Here is a 25874-nt window from a genome sequence, read left to right as displayed (position 1 = left end):
CCTAATGTATAAATAATGTTTTTCCACACAGCTCGGCAATGGCTTGTTGCATTAAATGTTGGGCATTCTCATTGGACATGCCTTTGATTGCGGCATCAATTTGTAAAAGCAGGGCAGACCATCCCAAAAATTGCTGTGGATTGAGTCTTCTTAATGCTTGTTGGTATAAGCTAACTTTTGTTTTCCATATACCCAGTTGTAATGCATTATGTGGTTGTTCAAACAACTGCATTAATAAACGCATTTCTTTACTTAATGTCCATAAGATTAAGCTTTCCGGTTCACCGGAACCGATTAAATATTGAAAGATCTTAATGGACTGAGCAAGATTACCTTCTAATAACGCATCGCTTAAATCGTAAGTGGTGTAACGAGACTGATCTTGTAGACATGCATATAACTGTTCAATTTGAATTAGTTTCTGGTCTGGAAAAGTATCTCTTACCCGCATCAAGCTATTTTTAGCAGCGAGCAGGTTATGCTCATGATGCTGCATGAGCCACTGCCAAGCATCATTGTCGAGTTGAATTTCTAACTTCTCAGCCTCAGCGGCTAATATTCGTTGACGGTCTTGCGGATAGTTAGCAGTAAGGGCAACCACCACACCGTTCGCTTCAACAACTTGGAAAAAAGCAGATTTTAAGCTGCTACTGTCTTGTTTGGGTAAAACAATTAACAGCAGGTTAGTTTCATTATGCTGGATATAACTTTTTAGCTGTTTTAAACCATTGGCATCGGGCTTGATATTGCCGTGAACTTCAATCGCAAGTTGCTGAGAAAATAAAGATAGGCTGTTCAGTGCATTAAAGACATTTTTCCAGTCACTTACACTACTAATATCGTAGCGCTGTCTTTCAATGTCTTGTTGCTGCCAGCTTTTGCGGAAAGTGTCGAGTAAATTTTGTTCTAATAAAGGTTCCTGTCCATGCAGGATCCACGCACCCCGAGCTTCCGGAATGCGTTTGAGGGCTTGTAAATAGTCAAGTTTCATTACTTAAGAAAAGATACGTCTATGGTTGAGCTTTTGGTAAGCGATTGGCTGAAATTTGACGAGTAATTTGCTGTGCAAGGTCATCAATTACAATACGTTGCAAGTAACTCTCTTGCTGGTTCTCAGTGTTGACCGTTGCCAAATCATATTGATAACTACGAGCTGCGGTTAAAGTACGCGGCTCTGTAATTTTATTACCTTGACGATCTTCGATTTGGAAAGTTACAGTCAAGCGTAATAACACTTCTGTAAGTTTACCATTTAGAAGCTGACGACGAGGCGTGTATTCTAAAACACGAAGAACATAGGCGTCGTTGTCATTGCTGAGTTGAACACCATTTGCCGTTAAATACACTTTTAATTGTGTTTCAAGGTCATCGGTTTTTGCCGGTAACTCAAGGCTTAATTTTTTATAAACAAGTGGAGTCGCAGTCGGGTTGGTTCCTTTTAAATGGAAACCACACCCGACTAAGCCTGCACTAAGGCCTAAGGTTAAAACAACAGCGGCTAAACGTTGGGCTAAGTGCATGCTTGATCCTCTCATTAATACCTGTAATTAAACCACGAGGTTAACCAATTTGTTTGGAACCACAATCTCTTTTTTGGTTGGTCCTGTTAAGAACTGCTGAACTTCTGGTAATGCTTTCGCTTGAGCTAATAACTCATCTTTAGAAATATCAACAGAAACTTCAAGTTTACCGCGAAGTTTACCATTTACTTGTACAACAATCGTTTGAGTATTGCGGGTTAATGCAGAAGCATCAACTTCAGGGAAAGTTGCTTCTGTTAAGTCCGTACCAAACTGAGCCAATAAAGTCTGGCTTAAATGCGGAGCAAATGGAGCAAGTAAAGTTAACAATGTGGTGATTGCTTCACGTTCTACAGCAACGTCATTGTCATCTTTTGCTTCAAACTTATTGCTTGCGTTTAACAATTCCATCAATGCAGCAATTGCAGTATTGAACGCATGACGACGCTCAATATCATCACTTACTTTTTGAATGGTTTCGTGTGTCTTACGACGTAAATCTTGAGCATCTTTAGACAAGTTTGCTTTATCGATTGCTGTTGCAGAGTTTCCTTTTTCAAGGAAGCTTGCTACCAGACGCCATACACGTTTCAAGAAACGGTTTGCACCTTCAACACCTGCATCAGACCATTCTAAAGATTGATCTGGTGGAGCAGCAAACATCATAAATACACGAGCTGTATCTGCGCCGTATTGATCAATAATGGCTTGTGGGTCAATACCGTTATTTTTCGACTTGGACATTTTTTCTTGTCCGCCGATAATCACTTCTTGACCATCACCTGAATATTTTGCAGAAATGATGCGACCTTTCTCATCACGTTCTAATTCGATATCAGCAGGGTTGAACCAAGTTTTCTTACCATTTTCTGCTTCACGATAGAAAGTATCTGCAAGCACCATGCCTTGAGTTAACAAGTTGGTAAATGGCTCATTACCTTGTACAACACCTTCATCACGCATTAATTTGTGGAAGAAACGTGCATAAAGTAAGTGAAGAATCGCGTGTTCAACACCACCAATATATTGGTTTACAGGAAGCCAGTTTTTAGCTGCTTCAGGTTTTACCATACCACCAGTAAAGTCTGGAGATGCATAACGTGCGTAGTACCAAGATGATTCTACGAATGTGTCCAATGTATCTGTTTCACGGCGTGCATCGCCACCACAGCAAGGACATTTAGTTTCATAGAATTCAGGCATTTTATTTAGTGGATTACCTGAACCATCTGGAACAACATCAGTTGGTAATACAACCGGAAGTTGATCTTCAGGAACTGTGACTTGACCACAAGTATCACAGTTAATCATTGGAATTGGGCAACCCCAGTAACGTTGACGAGAAACACCCCAGTCACGTAAACGGAATTGAACTTTAGAATTTGCTAAACCTTGTGGTTCTAATTTCGCAAGGAATGCATCGAATGCAGCTTGGAATTCTAGACCGTCAAACTCGCCAGAGTTAACAAGTTTACCTTCTTTAGAACCGTACCATTCTTGCCACTCGGTAGCAGAATAATCTGCATCGTCAGCACCTTTGGCATCAATGACTTGCTTAATTGGCAAGTTGAACTTGTTAGCAAATTCAAAGTCACGTTCATCATGTGCTGGTACAGCCATTACTGCGCCAGAACCGTAAGACATTAATACGTAGTTCGCAATCCAGACAGGAAGCTCTTCGCCAGTTACAGGGTGTTTTACAAACAAACCTGTTGCCATACCTTTCTTCTCGGCTGTAGCCAAGTCAGCTTCTGCAACTGAACCCATGCGGCATTCTTCAATAAATGCAGCCAATTCAGGGTTATTTTCAGCAGCTTTAAGCGCAAGAGGGTGTTCTGCTGCAACGGCAACGTACGTCACACCCATAAGTGTGTCGGCACGTGTTGTATAAACAGTTAAGCCGTCAGCATAAATTTCAGTATTGGCAGATGGGAAGGTAATTTCCATACCTGTCGAACGACCAATCCAGTTACGCTGCATGGTCAACACTTGTTGAGGCCAGCCGTCTTGTAGAGTGTCTAGGTCGTCTAATAATTCTTGTGCATAGTCCGTAATACGGAAGTAGTACATTGGAATATCGCGTTTTTCAACCAATGCACCTGAACGCCAGCCACGACCATTTTCAACTTGTTCGTTTGCCAAAACTGTTTGGTCAACCGGGTCCCAGTTTACTGTTGAAAGTTTACGGTAGATTAAACCTTTTTTATAAAGCTGAACGAACAACCATTGTTCCCAGTGATAGTACTCTGGTGTACACGTTGCAAATTCACGGTCCCAATCTACAGATAGACCTAATTTTTTTAATTGGTCACGCATGTAAGCGATGTTTTCAAATGTCCATTTTGCCGGAGCAACTTTATGGGCAATTGCAGCGTTTTCCGCTGGCAAACCAAATGCATCCCAACCCATAGGTTGTAATACGGTTTCGCCTTTTAAACGGTAAAAACGGCTAATTACATCGCCAATGGTATAGTTACGCACATGACCCATGTGCAGTTTGCCACTTGGGTAAGGGAACATTGACAGGATGTAGCGATGTTTACCTTCGACAGTGTCGGCAACTTTAAAGACTTTACGATTTTCCCAATCTTGTTGGACTGATGGTTCAATCGTGTTTGCTTGATATTCTGGGTCAATGTGAGAAATAGTCATAGACGTAAGCTATACAACGAAAATTGAAATGAAAGATTGCTGCACAGCATAGCGCAAAATAGAGGAAAATGTCAGTTTTTAGAGCAGGATTTTATCTTTTAATCTGCGCTATAAAATTTCCCAATCTATTCTTGTTTATTTTAAATAATCGAAGAGTGGTAAAAATATTCACCACTCTCATTTTAATTATCTTGGTGCCGATACAGACGGGGCAGGTGGGACCTGGACAGCAGGTGCACCTTTTTCCACTGCTACGTTAGTTACTTCTTGCACGACTTTATCTTTATCCTGAGATGGATGTTCTGAGTTTGATGTTGGATTTTTCAACAATGGTTGACTGCCGTAAGTCGAAACTTTGTTCAAATGTTTCGCTCCTTTAGGTGGTGGCGTCATGGTGTAATGTGTCGAGCCACTTTGATCCATCCATTTATAATATTGCTGTGCCTGACTTTGACTCGAGCAAAGTAAAATTGCTGTTGTAACGGCTATATATGGGCTTGTTTTTAAATAAGATAAATTCATATCAGTTCTTCCCCAATGTAAACTGATTATATTTAAATAAACTTTATAAATAAGCAATTTAGAATGGATCGTTTTATATAAAAATAATGAATTTTTAATAAATAATGAGCTAAGAAGAGTAAATTCACGATTTAATATTAGATTAAAAAAGCAGCAGCTAAATTTTTTTATGGAAAAACCTTTTCTTTATTCTTGACTTTGTATATAGAAACAACAAAAATGCTTTCTCTAGTTTTATATGCATTTACTCGATCACCCTTCGAATAACTGTCATGTTTTGTAATAGACATTCTCTCTAGCCGAGAGATTGATTTTACTAAAGTATGTATATCCAGACATGCTTTATTAATGTTAAAACAGCTTATACGGCTGAAAAACAGAAATTTTTCTATTGCAACGAAAACTAGACAATATGTGTGCTATAACAGTGCAGACAATTCAATGAATGAAACACTATTTATGCCTTCCATAAAATAGTGATATAAGATTTTAGGGTGAATCACGTTGGAACTTTTATCTGGTGGTGAAATGCTCGTTCGCGCTCTTGCGGACGAAGGCGTTGAACATGTTTTTGGTTATCCAGGCGGCGCAGTATTACATATTTATGATGCGCTATTTCAACAAGACAAAATCAATCATTACCTCGTGCGCCATGAGCAAGCTGCTGGTCATATGGCAGATGCCTACTCGCGTGCTACAGGTAAGACTGGCGTAGTACTGGTCACTTCTGGTCCAGGCGCAACCAATACAGTAACTCCAATTGCAACAGCTTATATGGACTCAATCCCAATGGTGGTTTTGTCTGGCCAGGTTGCATCACATCTGATTGGTGAAGACGCTTTCCAGGAAACTGACATGGTTGGTATTTCACGTCCTATCGTGAAACACAGCTTTCAGGTCCGCCACGCAAGTGAAATCCCTGCAATTATTAAAAAAGCATTCTATATCGCATCAAGTGGGCGCCCTGGTCCAGTTGTAGTCGATATTCCTAAAGATGCGACTAACCCTGCAGAAAAGTTTGCATACGAATACCCTGAAAAAGTGAAGATGCGTTCATATCAACCACCTTCACGCGGCCACTCTGGTCAAATTCGTAAAGCAATTGATGAATTACTAACTGCAAAACGTCCTGTTATTTATACAGGCGGTGGTGTCGTACAAGGGAATGCTTCTGCGTTATTAACCGAACTTGCACATTTACTTGGTTATCCGGTAACTAACACACTTATGGGGTTAGGCGGATTCCCGGGCGATGACCCACAGTTTATTGGCATGTTAGGTATGCACGGTACATATGAAGCCAATATGGCAATGCACCATGCAGACGTAATTTTGGCGATTGGTGCGCGTTTTGATGACCGCGTAACAAATAACCCAGCCAAGTTCTGCCCGAACTCAAAAGTGATTCATGTCGATATCGACCCTGCAACCATTTCAAAAACGATTATGGCGCATATTCCGATCGTTGGTGCAGTAGAGCCAGTTCTTCAAGAAATGTTGGCACAGTTAAAACAATTAAATGTGTCTAAACCAAATCCTGAAGCAATTGCAGCTTGGTGGTCTCAAATCAATGAATGGCGCAAAGTTCATGGTTTGAAATATGAAAATCCATCTGATGGCACTATGAAGCCACAGCAAGTTGTTGAAACTTTATATAAAGTGACCAATGGCGATGCCATTATTACTTCTGACGTAGGTCAACATCAGATGTTTGGTGCACTTTATTATAAGTACAAACGTCCTCGCCAATGGATCAACTCAGGTGGTCTTGGCACCATGGGTGTTGGTTTACCTTATGCAATGGCTGCGAAGCTTGCTTTCCCAGACCAGCAAGTTGTTTGTATTACGGGTGAAGCTTCAATTCAGATGTGTATTCAGGAACTTTCAACCTGTAAACAATATGGCTTGAACGTAAAAATCTTGTGCTTGAATAACCGTGCATTAGGTATGGTGAAACAATGGCAAGATATGAACTATGAAGGTCGTCATTCAAGTTCTTATGTTGAGTCACTACCTGACTTTGCCAAGTTAATGGAAGCTTATGGTCATGTAGGCATTCAAATTAATCATGCCGATGAACTTGAATCTAAGCTTGCAGAAGCAATGGCAATCAATGATAAATGCGTATTTATCAACGTTATGGTTGACCGTAGCGAACACGTTTATCCAATGCAGGTTGCAGGTCAATCTATGCGTGATATGTGGATTTCTAAAGGGGAGCGCATTTAATGAGACATATTATTTCTGTACTCGTTGAAAACGAAGCTGGTGCGCTTTCTCGTTTGGTGGGCTTATTCAGTCAACGTAACTACAACATTGAAACACTTAATGTTGCACCAACCGAAGATCCGACATTATCGCGTTTGACGTTAACGACTTATGGCGATGACCATAAGATCGAACAAATTACGAAACAGCTCAACAAGCTTGTTGAGGTGGTCAAAGTAGTTGATTTATCAGAAGGTTCACACATTGAGCGTGAACTCATGCTAATCAAAGTAAAAGCATTGGGTGCTTCACGTGCTGAAATTAAACGCACTGCGGATATTTTCCGTGCGCAAATTGTAGACGTGACACCAACGACCTATACCATTCAAATAGCAGGGACAACTGAAAAATTAGATGGTTTTATCGATGCGCTTGCAGAAAACACCATTCTTGAAGTCGTTCGTTCAGGTGTATCAGGTATCGCCCGTGGCGAAAAAGTTTTAGCCATTTAATTTTTTAAAAAGTATTTTAGCGGAGAACACAAATGCAAATTTTTTACGATAAAGACTGTGACTTATCAATCATCCAAAGCAAGAAAGTTGCGATTATTGGTTACGGTTCTCAAGGTCATGCTCATGCACTTAACCTTAAAGACTCAGGTGTAGACGTAACTGTAGGTTTACGTGCTGGTTCAGCTTCTTGGAAGAAAGCTGAAAACGCTGGTCTTAAAGTTGCTGAAGTCCCAGCAGCAGTTAAGCAAGCTGACCTCGTAATGATTTTGACTCCAGATGAATTCCAATCACAACTTTACCGTGACGTGATTGAGCCAAACATCAAAGAAGGCGCGACTTTAGCATTTGCTCATGGTTTCTCTGTTCTATATAACCAAGTTGTTCCACGTAAAGACTTAGACGTAATCATGGTTGCGCCTAAAGCTCCTGGTCACACTGTACGTTCAGAATTCCAACGTGGTTCAGGTGTTCCTGACCTAATCGCAATTCACCAAGACGCTTCTGGTAATGCACGTAATGTTGCGCTTTCTTACGCTTCTGGCGTAGGTGGTGGCCGTACAGGTATTATCGAAACTTCATTCCGTGAAGAAACTGAAACTGACTTATTCGGTGAGCAAGCAGTTCTTTGTGGTGGTGCAGTTGAACTTGTGAAAATGGGCTTCGAAACTTTGGTTGAAGCTGGTTATGCACCAGAAATGGCTTACTTCGAATGCTTACACGAACTTAAGTTAATCGTTGACTTGATGTTCGAAGGCGGTATCGCTGACATGAACTACTCAGTTTCTAACAATGCTGAGTACGGTGAATACGTAACTGGTCCTGAAGTAATCAATGAACAGTCTCGTGAAGCAATGCGTAATGCATTAAAACGTATTCAATCTGGTGAATACGCGAAGATGTTCATCCAAGAAGGTGCATTGAACTACCCATCTATGACAGCTCGTCGTCGTCAAAATGCTGCACATGGTATTGAACAAACTGGTGCTAAATTACGTGCGATGATGCCTTGGATTCAAGCGAACAAGATCGTAGACAAAGAGAAAAACTAATTCTCTTTTCTATTGTTTTTAAAAGAACCCTGCTAAATGCAGGGTTTTTTATTTTATTAGCCCCTAAAACAAGTTTAAAAAAACATCATTAAGGTCAATTGACCTAGACTTAAGAAATCCTATATTTTTCATATAATTGGATGCTTAATTTTTGTTTACTTTATTGATTTCTAAAGTAAAAAATACTTGACCAAATGTTAGATAATGTTATTGTTTATAACTGACTAAAAAAGTCGAATTTACTAATTTTTCTTTAACGTGTTTAATTGTATTTTGTGCAATGAGTTGAACAAAATAAAAAAAAGTATTGAATAATCATGGAAGTCCAATATGGGTCATGTTGATTACGATAGCACATTGATCGTCGGCTCTTTTATTGCGGCTGGCGCTATTTGCTATATTGTGATTTCCATGGAGCAGTTAATATTTAAGCAAACTTATAAAAAGATTGAGCCGTTTATTTTATTACTCAATGGATTATTACTCGCAGCAGCGATTAGTATTGTCCATATTGTCGGCATGCATGCTTACCATTTATTTGAAGCAGCTTCCTCGAACGTTCCTTTAATTACACTGGCTTTTGGCATTAGTGCTGTACTTTCAAGTGTCGCAATTTGGCTGACTTCTCGTTTTACACTTCCTATATTTAGACTCATTTTAAGCTCAGTCATTATGGGAATTGGAATTTCTGCTTCTTATTATGTGAGTATGTTAGGCTGGAATATTGATATTTATAAGAAAGACTACACTTCCTTTCTTATTTTATTTTCTGTCTTAATTGCCATGAGCGGGTCGGGGCTAGCTTTCTTGCTGGCCTATAAATTAAAAGAAAGTGAACGTCACCGTATAAGTTTAAAATTAGCCTTTGCAGTGATGATGACCCTAAGTATTATGGGGATGCACTATACGGCACTTATTTCGACAAATATTACCGATAAGTTTGTAAGCCAATATCAGGCTGAACATGACTTGCTGCTATTTACAATTATTTTGGTTACCTGTCTGGTGCTGGTCGCGAGTTTTATTGTTGCCGTGCTGGAACAACGACTGAACCAGCGAAATCTAGAACTGCGCAAAGCCAATAAAGAATTAGCCAACCTTTCTATTCAAGATAACTTAACTAAATTACCAAACCGACTTTATTTAGTGGATTACGCCGAAGTCCTCCTGTCAGATCACCGTTATAAAGACCAAAAAATTGCTTTTCTCTATATTGATTTAGACCGTTTTAAATCGGTAAATGATGCGTTTGGACACCACATTGGTGATCAACTGCTTATACAAATGGCCAATCGTTTACATTGGCAACTCAATGAAAAATGTAAATTGCTTAGAATTGGTGGGGATGAGTTTTTACTAATTGCTGAAAACACTGATACTGAAGAGGCAATGCAACTTGCTGAAAAAGTATTACATCTTATTCAAGACAGTTACCAAATTTCCGGTAAAGAAATTAATATTTCAGCAAGTCTAGGTATCGCACTGTTCCCTGAACATGGGCAAAATGTTCAAGACCTGCTGATGAATGCCGATGCTGCCATGCTGATGTCTAAGGAGCAGGGCCGCAATACTTATACCGTCTTTAGTTATTCTACCCATCAACAAGAAACAAGAAGTCAGTCAAAACTGATCAATGATTTATACAAAGCAGTCGAAGAAAAACAATTTGTTCTCTATTACCAGCCAAAATTTAATACCAATCTTGAGATTTGTGGAGTAGAAGCACTCATTCGCTGGAACCATCCGTCTTTAGGTATGCTGACACCGCATATGTTTATTGGTGGCGCGGAAAAAACAGGTTTAATTATTCCAATGGGATATTGGGCGCTTGAGCAAGCTTGCCAACAAATTCAGGAATGGGAACGTAGCAATACGCAGTTTTATCCTATCGCAGTCAATTTATCGGCCTTGCAGTTCGAAAATAAAAAGCTCTTTAGTACTCTCGAAGGCTTATTAAAAAAATACCAAATTCAGCCGCATCACCTCATTATTGAAATTACCGAATCAACCGCAATGCGGCATATCGACTTAAGCATTCGTGCTTGTGAACGACTGCGCGATATGGGTATTCGGGTGGCAATTGATGACTTTGGGACAGGGCACTCAAGCTTCTTATATTTAAAAGATTTACCAGTTGATGAACTTAAAATTGACCGTGGTTTTATTGTCGATTTAAAACCAGGCTCAAAAGAAGAAGTCATTTTAGAAAGTATTATTCATTTGGCGAAAAAGTTAGGTTTAACCGTAACAGCCGAAGGGGTGGAAACACAGCAACAAGTTGAGATTTTAACGCGCTTGGGCTGTCAGCAGTTCCAAGGTTATTTGTTGGGTATGCCTGTAAATGTAGGGCAACTGATTCAGTCGCAAGGCGCTCATTTTGTTTAACCTAAATATTTGGTTAAATTTATAAAATACTACTTGATATAATATCTAAAATAATAATTTAGTTAATCTAATGAAAAATAATAAGAATTTTTAAAACTTGTCATAAATTCCACATTGACACTTCTAAACTCTCAGATTATCCTTCGCCTGCTGGCCTACATTGCCAGCCGGTTGTCGCAGACCGATTAGTAAAGGCATCAGATTATTCCCTCTGAGGAGTAGTCTTGTGTGTACAATCGTCCCTCGCTCGTTGCGGTAGGACGAGTGAGGGACACCTTTGGGTGTGCTGATTCTTTACTATCAGTCTGCGAACCCTTGCTCGTTCTGCCACCATAATCTTTTATTAATGCTTTGGCAGAACTCCCGAAATAAGGAGTTGGCTGTGCATACTATTTTTACACCTCCCAGTTAGTCTTGAATGCAGTTTGATCACCTTTAGGTTTTCAGGCGTCAGTTCTTCACGACTAAAAAATCATATCAACAATAAAACTTGAGATGCGTTAGGGCAGTCTTTGGGGCCTTTGCATGCTTTTTTTGCTTAGAGCAAAAGTTGCAGCCGTTTTATCTCATTTATACACAACAAGAAATTATTTTATAACGGTAACTATATGCCATATTCAGATCTCTCATTTCGCGCGTTAAGCGTGCTCCATAAGTCTCGATATCTTTTTAATAAACATGGTTTTCATAACGTAGGAGTAGACCGCATTGTGCGAGAAGCAGAGGTGCCAAAAGCTTCGTTTTATAACTATTTCCACTCTAAAGAACGGCTTATTGAAATGTGCCTACACTTTCAAAAAGACGTCTTAAAAGAACAAGTGCGCTCAATCATTTACATACAAAAAGATTTAATCTTGCGTGAAAAACTCAAAAAGATTTTCTTTTTACATACTAATCTGGATGGTTATTACCACTTGCTATTTAGGGCTATTTTTGAAATTGAAAAACTCTACCCCGCAGCCTATCAAGTGGTTGTACAATATCGGCATTGGTTAACTACTGAAGTTTATAAATTGCTTTTAACTGTGAAGAAAGATGTTACGAAAAGCGATAGCGATATGTTTTTATTTACATTAGATGGTGCCATTATTCAGCTGCTAGATGAAACTAGGGGTGATACGAGAGAACTGTTATTTACTTATATTTTAAAGGGTATTTTTCTTAAAGATTAATTTATTAAAATCTATATGTTTATTAATTGATATATTTAGAATAACTAAATTTATATAGAGTTCAGGCGGTTATGCTTTTAAAACATATCGGCCTGAACTTTATATTGAACCAGATAAAAAACAGATCTGATCACCTGATAGAGCAGGTATTACAGCTCCTCTCATCTTCAAAATAAAACTTATAATATGGTAAAGGTCCGTAATAATTAAATTTTTTTAAGCGGCTTCATATTTTTGTTTTGTTTCAAGCTCAATGAGTTTATTTATATAAGACCATGTTTCTTCAGAGTTAATTTCTGGTTTGTTAATAGTCCCGTCAATAATAAGCCCATCTATAATGTTAAGAAAAAGACTGCTTAATACTTTTGGATCTTCAATTTCTAACTCTAAAAATATAGATAAAACTAAACTGTAAATCCATTCACGATATTTATTTACTTGTTTTTTAATAGAAGGATAGAGCTGCAGGACTTCTATCGTTGCTTTTTTAAATAAACAACCACTAAAATCTTCAGTGTTAATCCAGTCGATATACCAATTAAAAATACTTTTTAGTTTATTTAATGGGACATCTACACTATTAACTTTATCTAATAAAGAAGTTTGAACTTCTAAAATTCTTCGGCGAAGACACTCTTCAATTAAAACTTCTTTAGAAGAGAAGTACTTATAAAAAGTCATTTTTGCAACTTTAGATTCAGCAATAATTTTGTCTACCCCAATAGAGGTATAACTTTTCTGATTAAAAAGGGTCATTGCTGTTGTTATAATCGTTTCTCTTTTTGACATTGGTTGCCCCGTCATAGATATTTTTTGATTAACTTTGCTATTGTAAAGTATGAAAGCTTAAATAAAACTTATTTAATGATATTTAAAAAATTATATTTATTCAATAGCTTGGTTTGCCTTGATAAATAAAGAAATAAATATTTTATTGGCAATAGTTTACTTTTTTAAATAATATTAATTAATCCATTGATTTGTTGAGATAATAAACATAATATCAATTCGTTAAGTATGGGTATACGGAATTTATCCTTTTTACGTTCGAATACGTAATGGAAATAGAGGGATAGCCTTTAGCTTAACTATAAGAAAAACTTTTTATTGAGAATGATTATGTCAAAAAAATTTGAAGACTTTAATAATCCAAGAGAAAAAGCATTGCAGGGGATGAAAGATAGTATTCCCGCTTCACAATGGGAAGAAAACTTACAGTTTCTCAAACAATTAAGGAATAAAATTGCGCAATTACCAGTAAGTAAACACCCTGCAATTGAAATATTAAATAACGGTTATCTTGATAAACAAACCCTGACTCGTATTCATTTAGAATATCGTCATGCCATTGTTCAGATTTTTACCGATGCTTTATTAAAGGCGCAGTTTCTGACAAAACAATTGGAACCAAAGCTTCACTCGGGTGCTAAAATGTTTCCACGGGTGTTGTTGAGCTTAAATATATTAGATGAATTTGGTTTTCGACCGGGTTTAGATAAAGATCATTATTATTTAGGCAACCCTGAATATGCACATTATCCATTATATGAAGATTTGCTAAATGACTATGGTTTGACTGAGGCTGACCGCCGTAATTATAAACCTTCAAAAATTGCAGATCAGGTGAGAACATTTTTAGAAGCTTCTTACGATCGTTATATTAATGTGGTGGCATTATTGGCGGTGGCAGAAGAAGAAGTTATTCTTTTTAGCCCACCATTGCGACAAGCAACCAAGTTTGTAAATATCGATGTTGAGGGTGGTGGTTATTACCATGTACACGGCGTTTCAACAGATGAAACAGCTGAAGCTGCTGATGATGACCATCAGGATGACCTTTGGTTTGCGTTGGCTCAAGCCATTACCAAAGATGATTATGAAAGCTTGACTCAACTATGTCTTGATTATTGTGCACTGTGGACTGAGTTTTGGGATGCACAAATTGCCGATGTCCAATTTATTGAAGAAAAGAAATTAGCATAAGCTGTTCAGTTTATTCGTAAAAGCCTGTTTATAGTGAACAGGCTTTTTTAATGGCTCAATTAAAAATATTCCAAATATGAAAACACGGATAGACAACTCAACAATCTCTAAACAGGACCTATAAATCTGCTACAATTACGCCAATTTTTATTTTGATCGACTTTAGATCTTTGGCACTGCAATCTCCGCAGTAGGTGTATTTCATGAGTTTTAAAGATGAGTTAGCGGCACAGGTCGCTCAACGACGCACATTTGCTATTATTTCCCACCCAAATATTTGATATCTATTCAAGCCCATTCAACCTATTTCAAATATAATAATAAAATCATTGTAAGTACTGTAAAAATATAAAAATATTGCTATTCTTTATCTGATATATCTTTCAACCCCGTTCAATGGATTTCAAGTCTAGTCAGTATGTTTGTGTACATATGTGTGTACATATTTTCTAGAATTAGCTACTTGAAAAAAATATGTACACAGGTGGAGTAAAATGCCTTTAACAGATACTTGGCTTAAGAAGAATCTAGATCGTGAACGTTCAGCTATACATACAGAGCCTGATCAAGATGGATTGAGCGTTCGTGTATCGCAAAAAGGAAAGCTCACTTTTCAGATGCGTTTTCGATATAACGATAAGCAAGCTCGTTTAGACTTGGGAACCTATCCAAATATGAGCCTTAAAGAAGCTCGTATTGAATTGCAGAAAATGAAAGCAATTTTAGAAAAGGGACATGACCCACGTATTCATAAAAAAGTAGAACTTCACAAGATCACAGAGGCTATAACTTTTGAAGCGTTATTTCGTGAGTGGCATGCGAAATATAGTATTCCTAATAAAAAGAATGCAGATCAATATTTGAGATCATTTGAACTTTATGTTTTCCCAAAGTTAGGTGGCATACCTGCTGAGCAAATCACATTACATATGTGGTTAGATTTACTAGAAGAGCAATTTAAACAGTCGCCATCGATAACTGATCGCATTCTTACGAATACAAAGCAGTGTTTGGATTGGGGGATCAATCGAAAATTAATTGAGCAAAACCCTATAAGACATATCACTGGAAAACGTGACTTGAATATTAAGAAAAATAAAACTGTTCGAGTATTACAAGATGATGAGTTGTCTTTAATTTTTAAAATTTGTGATGAGTCTAGAACATCATTAAGGAATGTTTTATTTCTCAAGTTATGTTTGTTTTATGGTAATCGATATAGTGAGTTGAGGCTTGCACGGAAATCAGATTTTGATTTTAGTAAAAATACATGGACAGTACCGTATGAAAATCATAAGACAGGAGAAAGTAAAGGGGACATTGTTCGACCTATTATTGATGAGATCAAACCGTGGCTTCAGTCTGCAATGGATTTGAGTAATTCTGAATACATTTTCCCACATGAAAATGGCAAAGAGCCAATGGGGCGTAGTGGGCCAACAGATACCCCTTATAACTTCATGCAATTTGCAAGGAAGAATTATAAATTTGAAATGGATCATTGGTCTATGCATGATTTACGGCGTACAGCAAGGACAAATTTCAGTGCGTTTACGAGTAGGGATGTTGCGGAACTGATGGTTGGTCATGTGATGCCTGGGGAACAGGGGACATATGACTATTATGATTATCAAAAAGAGATGTCGAAAGCTTATAAAAAATGGTGGAAAAAGTTAAGTAATCTGTCTAGCTAGACAGATTACTCATTTGGTTGTTATTGAAATATTTGAGTAGCCATTCATTAAACATTTCTTCATCCCAAAGACTAGAAGAGCCAGCACATTTTTTAATAGGTTGTGGCATCGGTTGTTCGAACATTTTTTGATTAGGTTGTTGGTAACGCCATAATGTTGAAGGAGAGCAATTTTTAAGTTTGTGGCGAATTTCTTTAGATGTTAAGTAGCCCATACCTTTGATCCTTTTGTAATAATAACAATTAGATGAAAGAACTAATTTCCAGCTTTAAATACAGGTCAGAGAGCAACGCGTATTTTTAAGTCATTAGTTCTGTTTGTTGATGAGGTCACTATAAAATTTAGAAAAGGATTAAAGTAGATCAGTACTCATGTATAAAAAAAATTTAGCATTATCAGGTTATAATGTTTTGTTAAATAAAGGATTAAAAAATTATGGAATCAAAAATAACTTCAGATTTAGCATTACTTGAACAAAACATTGTTGAAAATTTCTGTTACTACTATCAGTGTGATTTGGTGGCAGAGTTTGGGAATCCATTATATGCAGCTATGAAAGAAAAAATTATGCTTCGAATGAAAGATAATGATTTTTCACTCAGTGAGCAAGCCTTAAGTCTGATAGAGGCGAGTGGCGATCTTAAATCAATTCCTTTTAAGCCTACTCAAATTTTTGAACTTCTTACTCAGATCAATAGCTTAAGACAAGGGATGGATCAGTTAAAAAAGACGCTCCAAAAAAATCATTATTCAAACATTTTAATGGCGTATGTGGATGCATTGGGTGGAGAGCTATATTTAATCTATAACTCGACGCTTGAAAGACAAGCCAAAGCAGTAAGGGCAGCGATGGCAAGTCACACTAAAAATTTATACCCAAGACGTGAAATAATACTTAGCGTTTTACGTGAGCAACTTGCTCAACGTGGGCATAAATGGGATAGCCTGAATCAGGCGGTCACTTCAATAATTCCTATATTAATAAAAGAGTTTGAAAAATATGATCTCATTTGGATCAAATCTCAAATGAACTTGATGCAAGCGGAGCTTCAAAAACTTGAACAAGAAGATACGCTCAAGTCTGAACCACTTTTAGATAATTCAATAAAACGTAAAAAAGTAACATCTGCTGTAAGAGCTAAAAAGATCGATAAAATTCAAACTGAAATTAAAAAATTAGACAGTATTCTTCATTCAAAAAATCCTTCATTCATGCTTAAGCATTTGAATTACAAAATACCATATAACAACACCGTGTATTTGGATGAAACGATCATTCATTGGCTGAGGGAACAGCCTGAAATATTGAAGGAAATATTGAATCCAATTTAAGCTTATTTGTTGGTGAATAGTTTTATTGGGTTTGTAAGGTACTCTGGCACAGCTCTCTGTTTGTTATCAGTTTTTTCTTCTATGCCATCATGAATAATTTCTCCTTGTTTAGTAAATCCTGAAGGTCGTGGATAAATAGGTGGGTAATCGTTTTCAGAAATAGGCGCAAGAGTTGTATGAAGGGGATTTGTGGTTTCTGATTTGAGTTCCAGTGTCGCTTTTATGCGGAGAAGGTTGTTATTAAAATCAGATTGTAAATTCGATTTTATTATCCTACGAGAGTTCTCCTTTTCTTCGTCACTTTGAGAAGCATAAATTTGGTCAAGGTCATCTTCATTCGGAAATTGGTTTTCTAGGACTTCCAATTTTTGCTGGGTTGAAACCCATTGGCTGAATAAGTAATCCTGAATTTTCTGATTGAGTGCATGTGCTGTCTCAAGCTCTAATTTGTGCTTACTATTTAGATACGCTTCAAAATCTCGCAGTTTTTGAATTTGTTCCTGTAATTTATTAATTTGAATTTGTTGCTTTAATTTGTCTTCATCAAAACTATTAATGACATGTTCAAGTGTCCCTGAAGCACTGCTATGTTCAAGCTTTTTTTTGATTTGTTCAAGCTTGGATGTTGAGCTTTTACTTATTCTTGCCTGAATACGGCTTTTGTGCTGTTTAGAGGTTTGGTGCTTGTGCTCCCTAAATTTTTTACGAATGGTTTCATAGAAATCTTTAGATGCGGCGACAAATTCTTTTGTCGAAAGTATGGCTTGTTCTTGATCATAACCGAATAGGATTTGGGGTTGGGATATAGACACTGTAAATTGTTTTGGGATTAATTTGCTCCATGCATCTTTATTTTTTTGGATGAAATCTTCCTTAGCTTTACTGTCTTTCTTCATCCAATTTTCAAAATGTTCGTATGGTCTTGTCATGATGAGCATTTCTTATGAAATTAATAACAGGAATAATATTAACTTATTAGTAAGTTAATGTTAACTATAATGTTAAATTAATATTTACTAAATTTTAATGGTTGCGTATATGAGTTTTATCATCCATATTTGTGAAATTACAAGTGGGTAGTGTTCGATAGCTTCATGGAAGATAGATTTTTACTTTTTTTACTTGCTCATGAATTTTCTCCTATTACTTTGAGCCCAACAGCACGATGGTTGTTACTCCAAATAATTCAAATGTATGGAGGGCAAGAATTTTGTTTAACATCTGCAATGAGTGCAAAGAAGTTTGTATTTCATGATAAAAAATTGCAGACAACGCTGAATGAGTTACAAGAGCATCAAATAATTGTTAGAGGAATTGATGAAAAATCTTGCAAAGAATTTGTAAGAATAGATATTGAAATGTTTGGTCTTTGGGGGAGTGTAAAAACGATAGGTGATTTTGAGAAAGAGCGATGGTTCTCTAAGATGATGAATCATGAACTTCCGCTGAAGGCTCTTTTTTTTCACCTTGTCGATACCAAATTAAATGACTTTTATGTACATCACTTACAACATACTAAACCGATATTATTTGGAAAAATAGATTTCAAAACGGCATTGGTATTAATGGTATTGGTTAGACATAGTAATCAATTTGGAATTACCAATAAATGCGGAATTCATAAATTAAAGCATAAAACAGGACTGTCTAAAGATGCGATCTTTCGGTGTATCAAAAAATTAAAGCAACAGGGACTCATTCGTACACGAGTCGATGGGACTCAATCAAGCAAGATTATCAGTCGAATGAATCCATTTTACGCACTCAACTTATCGCATGAGCTTTGGGGGGATAAAGCTCGATATGGTCGATTTTATATTGAGAAAAGTAAACCCACTCAGCTTTTTGAAGTACAACGGGTAGGTCGTTTACTTCAGTTGTTTGAAACCTTTAATAGAGAATTGGACTATTATTTAAATTTTAGACATGATCCACATTCAGCATATATCAGTTTGATACAGCATGAACCTAGAATCTTGAGTGATCGCTTATGCCAGCGAACGGTATTCAATTTTGAAAATTCATCCAGAATGGCTCAGGATGATTTAGAAAAGAAGCTTGTTCTTAATTTATTGAGTGGTTACTTTGAATTAAAAAAGCACCCTGTAGCTAAGAAGTGGTTGAAAGAAGTCATAAGTTATAATGAGTTGGACACCAAGTCGAATAATTTTGCTAACGCTTTAATGGCTTGCGCATTATTTCAGTGTTATTTGGAGCAGTGGAGTTTAGAGTTATATTCCTCCTCAACTAGATTGAAGCAATTATTACTAAATTTTGATGTTGTAGAAGTATATGATCTCAAGAGGCTTGAAAAAAACCTTAAGCTAAGTTCTTTGCTTCAGATAAATGATCGCGATTTGAGTAGATTCTTCGAACAAGAAATTCAAAGTGTTACCTTCTTAATTAGTTTTTTACTGACATTGATTGCAAACAATAAGCTTTATCCGTTCCTTGCTAAGCAAAGTAATATTAAGCAGTTGAAGCCTTTCAGTATTATGCCTCGTTCATATCATCAACAAATATATAGCTGCATTTTTATGATTGATCCAACCCTACGAGCAAATGAGTTTTACTTATTGGATGAAACAGATGAGGACTTTTCCGAGAGTCAACAACACAAAAATCGTGATTCAAATTTCAGTTCTTTTGACTCACCAAGTTTACAGCAATTACAAGATTTTGGTTTGCTTCCTGTGGAATGTAGGGAGGTAGATTGCTTAGTTAATATTTAACTATATTGGCGTAACTTTAGCCTAAGCAAATTTCGATGTATATTAGGATACATCGATGGTTAGCATCATATGGTTCAATGATCTTACCGAGGCAATAGCTTAAGGTACTTAACAGGTATCTTATATAATTATCTATAAGTAATATATTAATAATATAAACAATATCTTATCTAGTTGAGTAAGTACAATGAGTTGCTTAGTTCAGTATAGCCCATACTCAAAATGGGCTATACAACGTATAGATTCCAATGAGTTAAAACATTCTGAATTAACCCTATAGTATGTTCCAAGGTCTTAAAGCATATTCAGCTGAGCAGGATGACCACAACATCCTGCTTTAGAATCATTGTCAGTAAAATTTTACATCTCACTCTTAGATATGAAGCTTATATTTCAAGAGAAAACCAATGTCCCCAAATATTCCATTAGCCAATGAATCTTCCATTCTTATCTCAATCGAAGATTTTATGATTAGTACATGCCATGAGCAATTCATTGATGATCATGATGAGTTCAAACGAGAATTATTAGAAGCGGTAGTGCTGTTTAAGCAGATTTATAGATTTGATCTGAGCTATTCCAAAATCATACAAGTTTTTACAAGGGTGATTATCCTTGTCGATTACATCATGGAAAAACTGGATTTTCAGATTTATGAAGATATTCTACGGTTTGAACTCAATCATATCTTTCATATCCAAGGTATGATTCAGTATGAAATGAAAAGTTCTTTTCTAGATATTCATAAATTTAAATATCAAGAACGAAAAAATCAAATTGAATTAGAACGCTATTTGAACAAAATACTCAATCATTATGCTAGGTTGGTTTTTGTACGAGTAGATGTAGGAATCTTTCAAGAACATCAAGCGAATTGGGATGTTGAGGATTTTCATAGGGCTTTGGAAATATTACGGAATAGGATGTCAAATAAAGATTCCTGCTTTCGTCATTTACAAGGGTGTGTTTGGGCATTTGAGCAAGGTACTAAGAAGGGCTATCACTGCCATTTATTACTTATTTATGATGGCAATATGCGTGACGGCGATGAATGGTTAGGAGAGGAAGTAGGGAAGTACTGGCAACAATACATTACTAATAATCAAGGGTGTTATTTCAACTGTAACCGAAAAGAGAATAAAGAAAAGTTTGAGGTCAATGGTTTGCTTGGTATAGGAATGATTCATAGAAATCAGCAAAAACAAGTCGAGAATGCTATTCGTGCTGGTCTATATTTAGTGAATCCCAAAAAAGTAGAACAACGCTTACGTGCCAAGACATCCCCTAAAATGAGGTCATTTGGGATTAGTCAGTTTGATCTGGATTGGCGAAGAGGCATATAAAGAATAGGTCATTTTGAGAATAGAGAACACTGGTAATGCTATGTTCTCTATTTCATATTTACTGACATCAAAAAGATAAACTGACATTGCCTTGGTCGGTTGTCAACTCAGCTTCAAGCACTTGATCACCACGACATTTCAACAAGTACGATACCGTTGAGCTATAACTCATTTGCACAGGCATCTTGCTATGGAAATCTGCGGTGTAATAACCACAACGACCACGATTAATGCTCATACCTTGAAGAACAAAAGGTTGATCGTTTGTGGACTGAATCTCTAAAATATATTCAATCGCTCCTTGTACATTAAATGCAGATTGAGACTCACGACTGGTAATTTGAGCACGAACAGATAATGCAGGCTGTTCCATTTCCATGGGAATATGATTGCTATATTCAGCATTGTTTGGATTAAGATCAGACTCCATCATGGATTTGAGTGCTTCGGGATATTTATCCCAACTCTCAAGAAATGACTGAGCTTGTTTGACCGCAGCAGGCAGATACTCAGTATCATTTTCCACAATCTGAGTTAAAGCTTGTACTTTGGCTTCAACCTCATCCTTGCTATATGGGGCGTATTTGGATTGTTCATTCTGAGCAGAAGCATTGGGTGAACTAGATGCTTGATCCGTTGTACTATTCTGAGTTGGCTGATTATTCTGATTACATGCCATCAGTAAACTAGATAACATCACAGTGGAAAGTATTTTTTTCATATCTAGCTACGCCTTTACTTAGAACGCATGGTCAGAAAGCCGACCAAACATAGAATCAAAATTCCACCAACGATTTTCCCCACTGTTGGAAACATTACCGCAGGCCAAACTAAGCCTTGACCAATGTTGTAGGCAAAAGACTTGTAGTTATACTGCCCCCAAAAGTGTTGATAGATGGCAAAGAAGAAACCAATTATCAAATAGACACTAATCAAACCTGTTTTAATATTTGAATTCATTTACTTTCCCCCCATTGCATATTTTGCTAATGCAATAAAAATTCCCATTACGATCATGAAGCCAATAAATGGCAAACCTAAAAAGCAAATCACTGCAATGATGCAGATGATGCCAGCAAGTGTTCTCATGGTTATTCCTTCATGCACTGATAGGAAATATTGACCATATCTTTTTGGAAGGATTCAGTTTGCTGCAAGGTGTAGAGGTTTTCTTTAAGCCCATCTTCCCCATATTTATTTTCAAGTTTGTCGTAAATACATGAACAGGTACTGCCATCAATGCCACCTGTTTTACAACCACTAATAAACTGACGTTCGGTTTTACTGGCACAACCTGAAGCCATTAATGCAACAGAGATGAGTACAAGTGAAGTTTGAATTTTCATCATTTCCCCTAATTTTTTATTGTGTTATTTGATGTGTAATAAATTTTGCTGAATGGACTAAAGTGTAGATGCGACAAAGCTTTCCAAGGCTAGACAGCGTTTAGATTAGTCAAATAAGCAAAAATTTATGAATGCTGTTAATGCAACAGAGGAATATAAAATTGTTTCAGGGAATACAATATAGATAGGAAAAACTTAGTCATGGGTATGACTCCTTTGGCTATGAAAGAAGCTTCACCACTTTACTGCTAAATAATGGTGGCGAAACGAAAGAGGGTTAGCAGACTGATAGCCAAAGGATCAGCACACCCGAAGGTGTCCCCCTCCCGTTCCGCCGCAGAGGGGGCACGCAGGGTCGCCCACCAAAAAGATATACTTTTTAGTGTGCTTTGGCTGAACGGTCTGCTAAAACCGACTGACGATGTAGGTCAGCAGTTGAATGATAAAATTAAGGTTTCGCTGAGTCAATCAAGTGATATGAAAAAACAAATAAAATCAAAGGTAGAAAATGCATTTTATGTGAGGTTAGGGGTTTATTTAACAATGACAATAAATGATCGATTTATATTGAATGCTTGTGCAGGCTTGAGGTTGGTCATTGCTGGAGACATTTATATCATTGATTATGGAAGTAAAGCAGAATCCAAGAGCGCTGATTGAATTTGTATATTTCCACTTCATCATGAAGTGGAAATATATCTTGATGATGCTAAGAGGGATTAGCAGTCTATAATTTCAATTTTTTCAGGGTCATTTTGAGCTGTAATAATAAATAAATTATGATCAAACTCTGATCTGTCATTTTTAAATTTTTGTTTATATTTTAACCCCTTAGTCGTCTTAAATACCATTTCAAAACTAAAGATAGCGTCTTTATTTGCAGAAATTGTAATTGTGACTTCTCGTGTTGTGGTATTCGTTTTCAGTACAGGAATGTAAGAGGTCATATGCTCAATGTTTTGGCCTTTAATTAAAGAAATATCAATAACGGGAGAGCCGATATTAATGACTTCAAAATAGTTGTAATTTCCTGCGAATTTAAACTGGATAACAGGCATTGAATTCAGCTCATCTTTTAACTCTTGATCGCTACGTTGATTAGCTAAATTACTTTGGTTTTGATTATATTGGGTGATCAGCAAATCATACTCATTTTTAGCTGTTTCAACTAATGCTTGCTGTTCTTGTACGCTATTTCTAAGTTCTTGGGCTTGAATTTTCAAGGCGCTTGTATTGAGCATATAACCTAGAATTAATAAAATGAATCCTAATGGGGCAAATGTTCCCGCTAGAAAATCCCCAAGGGCATTGGGTTCAAGTGCTTTTATTTTATTAAAATCAACCCCAAAAAAATGATAGATACCAAAAAAGTAAGTGCCAGTGATGATAATAAAAATGACAAATTGAACTATGGGTATTTCAAGAAACTTAGTCTCTGCTGTTGAGGTATTGCTTCCTGTAGGGCTATTGCTGGTATTCATGGGAATTTTCCATCTTATTTGAAAGTTATAACTATAAATAAAAACGAGGTTGTTCAGCTTTTTTGAGTAAAGCTTGTCCTCTTGTAAGTGATGATCTCAGATCAAGTTTTGTTCGTCTGCATACAGTCATTAGAGACCATCAAAATGAGAATCTTTTGCAGTAAATTAAAGCAGTGAAAACTAGACCGACGGCTCTTTAAAAGAGCGGGAAATGACGGTAAGAGCATCAACTCTTTGAGATCATTAAAATAATAGCTTGGTCAGGGCTATATTCCAAATAATTTCATATACATAACATACTAATGAGAATCATGAAACTCTTTTGAGAGGACATGAAAATATGAAAACAGAGCCTGCCATCGAGCAGGCTTTTTTGTGCCCAAAATTTAAGGAGTCGAGCCATGAGCTTGAGCTGTCCCTTTTGTCATTCAACGAATGTGATATTGGTTGAAGCAAGTACACAACAATCAAATACAACCTTAACCAATTTGGTCACACCGACCACATTGGGTGCATTGGGAACCACGGTCGCAAAGTCTTTCAATCTGCCACCGATTGTCGGTGGAATTGCAGGAACAGTATTGGGTAGTGTGTTGAATTCATTCACTGAACAAAGCACACCATCACAGCAGAATTTGTGCTTTTGCCACAACTGCTACCAAAAATTTCCAACTCATCTTTTGCACTAAAGAATATTCATATCCACACAGATTCAAATTTCATTTTCAATTTAAAAGGAATATAACTATGGCACATCAACTTGAACAAATGGCTTATGTCGGTGATACCCCTTGGCATGGTCTAGGTAATCAACTAAGTCAAAACCAACCGATTGAAGTCTGGGCACAGCAGGCAGGCATGGACTGGCGGATTGAGTCTTCCAATGTCAGTTATATGGCACAGAATGAACGTGGGCAAAGTATCATCATACCTTATGAAGAGCAACGAGTACTTTATCGCTCAGACACCCATGCACCACTATCAGTCGTTAGCCAACGCTTTCAGGAAGTTCAACCACGAGAGATTTTAGAATTCTATCGTGACTTGACTGAACAATCAGGCTTTGAGCTTGAAACTGCAGGCGTGCTTAAAGGTGGTAAGAAATTCTGGGCACTGGCTCGGACAGGGCAAACATCCATATTAAAGGGCAAAGATGTCAGTAATGGCTATATGCTCTTGGCAACAGCATGTGACGGAACCCTTGCCACCACCGCACAATTTACCTCGATCCGAGTGGTGTGTAACAACACTTTAGCGATTGCCTTAAAAGGACAGAACAGCAGTGCAGGTGTGGTCAAAGTTCCACACAGTACTAAATTTGATGCAGATAGGGTCAAACAGCAATTGGGTATTTCAGTACGTGCATGGGATGAACACATGTATGAAATGAAGCAACTGACACAACGTAAGGTGAGTCAGATGGAAGCATCCGCTTACTTTGATGCAGTATTCAATAACAGCACCATGAACAACGTATTAGATCAGGAGGATAACATCATTCAGTTCTACCGTGATGTAGCCTTGCAAGCCCAAGCCAATGGCAAGGACAAAGCTGAACCAAATGCGAGATCGATGAGTCGAGTTATGGAAATGTTTAATGGTCAAGGACGAGGTACGGAGCTAAGTTCAGCCAAAGGAACAGCCTATGGATTACTGTGTTCAATCACGGAATTTATAGACCACGAACGTCGTGCCATGAGTACCGATCACCGACTTGATTCAGCTTGGTTTGGTGCTGGCGCATCGATCAAACAACGAGGATTGGAACAGGCACTTAACATGCTTGCATAGTGTGAAATATACATTTTTCAATAATGGAAAGTTAGACCTAACTAATTATTTTTAAATTAAATATTAGATTTTAAAAATTATTAAAACCATAGCTTCGGCTGTGGTTTTTTTATGCCCAATTTTTGTGATCCCCATCATTTTACATAGCAAAA

Annotated in this window: 25 protein-coding genes and 1 pseudogene; 14 read left to right on the top strand and 12 right to left on the bottom strand. The window is 37.1% G+C overall.

Annotated features, from left to right (window positions below):
• Position 1: 1 nt before the first annotated feature.
• The 4 genes from holA to R5R67_RS00310 all read right to left on the bottom strand — a co-directional run bounded on the left by holA (position 2) and on the right by R5R67_RS00310 (position 4694).
• A complete protein-coding gene (gene holA, locus R5R67_RS00325; protein ID WP_000762831.1) occupies positions 2-991 on the bottom strand; it encodes a DNA polymerase III subunit delta in 990 nt (329 codons plus the stop codon).
• Positions 992-1010: 19 nt separating this feature from the next.
• Positions 1011-1520, bottom strand: a complete 510-nt coding sequence (gene lptE, locus R5R67_RS00320; protein WP_000549819.1) for an LPS assembly lipoprotein LptE — start codon at positions 1518-1520, stop codon at positions 1011-1013.
• Positions 1521-1547: 27 nt separating this feature from the next.
• Positions 1548-4172 (bottom strand): leucine--tRNA ligase, encoded by a 2625-nt coding sequence (leuS, locus tag R5R67_RS00315; protein WP_000155773.1) that lies wholly within the window; start codon positions 4170-4172, stop codon positions 1548-1550.
• A gap of 186 nt (positions 4173-4358) precedes the next feature.
• Entirely contained in the window at positions 4359-4694 is a 336-nt protein-coding gene (locus tag R5R67_RS00310) for a DUF4124 domain-containing protein (RefSeq protein WP_001054480.1), read from the bottom strand.
• Between the two features lie 504 nt (positions 4695-5198).
• On the opposite strand from R5R67_RS00310, the gene R5R67_RS00305 reads away from it, so the two are divergent.
• From R5R67_RS00305 to R5R67_RS00285, 5 genes are all read left to right on the top strand, one after another.
• Positions 5199-6923, top strand: coding sequence for an acetolactate synthase 3 large subunit (locus R5R67_RS00305; protein ID WP_000422094.1), 1725 nt, complete (start codon positions 5199-5201; stop codon positions 6921-6923).
• Positions 6923-7414: an acetolactate synthase small subunit gene (ilvN, locus tag R5R67_RS00300; protein WP_001215920.1), complete on the top strand. Its 492-nt coding sequence runs from the start codon at positions 6923-6925 to the stop codon at positions 7412-7414. Before R5R67_RS00305 ends, ilvN begins: the two co-directional genes overlap by 1 nt.
• A gap of 32 nt (positions 7415-7446) precedes the next feature.
• On the top strand, positions 7447-8463 hold the full coding sequence (gene ilvC / locus R5R67_RS00295) for a ketol-acid reductoisomerase (protein ID WP_001165443.1): 1017 nt from the start codon (positions 7447-7449) through the stop codon (positions 8461-8463).
• 330 nt (positions 8464-8793) lie between these two features.
• On the top strand, positions 8794-10848 hold the full coding sequence (locus R5R67_RS00290) for a GGDEF domain-containing phosphodiesterase (RefSeq protein ID WP_000510211.1): 2055 nt from the start codon (positions 8794-8796) through the stop codon (positions 10846-10848).
• A gap of 608 nt (positions 10849-11456) precedes the next feature.
• Positions 11457-12020: a TetR/AcrR family transcriptional regulator gene (locus R5R67_RS00285; RefSeq protein ID WP_025466904.1), complete on the top strand. Its 564-nt coding sequence runs from the start codon at positions 11457-11459 to the stop codon at positions 12018-12020.
• A 216-nt stretch (positions 12021-12236) separates the two neighbouring features.
• Here the strand turns inward: R5R67_RS00285 and R5R67_RS00280 are convergent, their stop codons facing one another.
• Positions 12237-12809: a TetR/AcrR family transcriptional regulator gene (locus tag R5R67_RS00280; protein ID WP_000043989.1), complete on the bottom strand. Its 573-nt coding sequence runs from the start codon at positions 12807-12809 to the stop codon at positions 12237-12239.
• A gap of 330 nt (positions 12810-13139) precedes the next feature.
• On the opposite strand from R5R67_RS00280, the gene R5R67_RS00275 reads away from it, so the two are divergent.
• From R5R67_RS00275 to R5R67_RS00270, 3 genes and pseudogenes are all read left to right on the top strand, one after another.
• A complete protein-coding gene (locus R5R67_RS00275; protein ID WP_000037370.1) occupies positions 13140-14003 on the top strand; it encodes a hypothetical protein in 864 nt (287 codons plus the stop codon).
• Between the two features lie 203 nt (positions 14004-14206).
• Positions 14207-14278, top strand: a pseudogene (locus R5R67_RS19710) (hypothetical protein); the annotation flags it as partial.
• A gap of 219 nt (positions 14279-14497) precedes the next feature.
• Entirely contained in the window at positions 14498-15697 is a 1200-nt protein-coding gene (locus tag R5R67_RS00270) for a tyrosine-type recombinase/integrase (protein ID WP_002053261.1), read from the top strand.
• Here R5R67_RS00270 and R5R67_RS00265 read toward each other — a convergent pair.
• Positions 15690-15911: a hypothetical protein gene (locus R5R67_RS00265; RefSeq protein WP_000541019.1), complete on the bottom strand. Its 222-nt coding sequence runs from the start codon at positions 15909-15911 to the stop codon at positions 15690-15692. The genes R5R67_RS00270 and R5R67_RS00265 overlap by 8 nt on opposite strands.
• Before the next feature lie 221 nt (positions 15912-16132).
• Here R5R67_RS00265 and R5R67_RS00260 point away from each other — a divergent pair, with 221 nt between their 5' ends.
• Positions 16133-17029: a hypothetical protein gene (locus R5R67_RS00260; RefSeq protein WP_042075174.1), complete on the top strand. Its 897-nt coding sequence runs from the start codon at positions 16133-16135 to the stop codon at positions 17027-17029.
• A 2-nt stretch (positions 17030-17031) separates the two neighbouring features.
• Here R5R67_RS00260 and R5R67_RS00255 read toward each other — a convergent pair whose 3' ends face one another.
• Positions 17032-17958, bottom strand: coding sequence for a hypothetical protein (locus R5R67_RS00255; protein ID WP_002053248.1), 927 nt, complete (start codon positions 17956-17958; stop codon positions 17032-17034).
• Positions 17959-18123: 165 nt separating this feature from the next.
• Here R5R67_RS00255 and R5R67_RS00250 point away from each other — a divergent pair, with 165 nt between their 5' ends.
• Positions 18124-19761 carry a hypothetical protein gene (locus R5R67_RS00250; protein ID WP_086496125.1) on the top strand — a complete coding sequence of 546 codons (1638 nt, stop codon included), beginning with the start codon at positions 18124-18126 and terminating at the stop codon, positions 19759-19761.
• A 407-nt stretch (positions 19762-20168) separates the two neighbouring features.
• Positions 20169-21104 (top strand): inovirus-type Gp2 protein, encoded by a 936-nt coding sequence (locus tag R5R67_RS00245; RefSeq protein ID WP_118936202.1) that lies wholly within the window; start codon positions 20169-20171, stop codon positions 21102-21104.
• Positions 21105-21171: 67 nt separating this feature from the next.
• On the opposite strand, the gene R5R67_RS00240 is transcribed toward R5R67_RS00245, so the two are convergent.
• From R5R67_RS00240 to R5R67_RS00225, 4 genes are read right to left on the bottom strand one after another with little or no spacing between them, the layout of a single operon-like run.
• Positions 21172-21825, bottom strand: a complete 654-nt coding sequence (locus tag R5R67_RS00240) for a hypothetical protein (RefSeq protein WP_002053358.1) — start codon at positions 21823-21825, stop codon at positions 21172-21174.
• A gap of 14 nt (positions 21826-21839) precedes the next feature.
• Positions 21840-22064, bottom strand: a complete 225-nt coding sequence (locus tag R5R67_RS00235) for a hypothetical protein (RefSeq protein WP_002053356.1) — start codon at positions 22062-22064, stop codon at positions 21840-21842.
• Positions 22065-22193: a hypothetical protein gene (locus tag R5R67_RS00230; RefSeq protein ID WP_002053253.1), complete on the bottom strand. Its 129-nt coding sequence runs from the start codon at positions 22191-22193 to the stop codon at positions 22065-22067.
• A gap of 2 nt (positions 22194-22195) precedes the next feature.
• Positions 22196-22450 carry a hypothetical protein gene (locus R5R67_RS00225; RefSeq protein ID WP_002053455.1) on the bottom strand — a complete coding sequence of 85 codons (255 nt, stop codon included), beginning with the start codon at positions 22448-22450 and terminating at the stop codon, positions 22196-22198.
• Between the two features lie 315 nt (positions 22451-22765).
• Here R5R67_RS00225 and R5R67_RS00220 point away from each other — a divergent pair, with 315 nt between their 5' ends.
• Positions 22766-23110, top strand: a complete 345-nt coding sequence (locus R5R67_RS00220) for a hypothetical protein (protein WP_155758097.1) — start codon at positions 22766-22768, stop codon at positions 23108-23110.
• Positions 23111-23169: 59 nt separating this feature from the next.
• Here the strand turns inward: R5R67_RS00220 and R5R67_RS00215 are convergent, their stop codons facing one another.
• Positions 23170-23931, bottom strand: a complete 762-nt coding sequence (locus R5R67_RS00215; protein ID WP_002053467.1) for a hypothetical protein — start codon at positions 23929-23931, stop codon at positions 23170-23172.
• Positions 23932-24332: 401 nt separating this feature from the next.
• Here R5R67_RS00215 and R5R67_RS00210 point away from each other — a divergent pair, with 401 nt between their 5' ends.
• On the top strand, positions 24333-24620 hold the full coding sequence (locus R5R67_RS00210) for a hypothetical protein (RefSeq protein WP_000058782.1): 288 nt from the start codon (positions 24333-24335) through the stop codon (positions 24618-24620).
• 58 nt (positions 24621-24678) lie between these two features.
• Positions 24679-25722 (top strand): DUF932 domain-containing protein, encoded by a 1044-nt coding sequence (locus R5R67_RS00205; RefSeq protein ID WP_033855501.1) that lies wholly within the window; start codon positions 24679-24681, stop codon positions 25720-25722.
• Positions 25723-25874 lie beyond the last annotated feature (152 nt).

The sequence above is a fragment of the Acinetobacter sp. OYA S30 genome, assembly GCF_033599315.1.
GTDB lineage: Bacteria > Pseudomonadota > Gammaproteobacteria > Pseudomonadales > Moraxellaceae > Acinetobacter > Acinetobacter baumannii.
The sequence above is the reverse complement of the archived record's forward strand: the minus strand, read 5'-3'. Positions and strand labels throughout refer to the sequence as shown.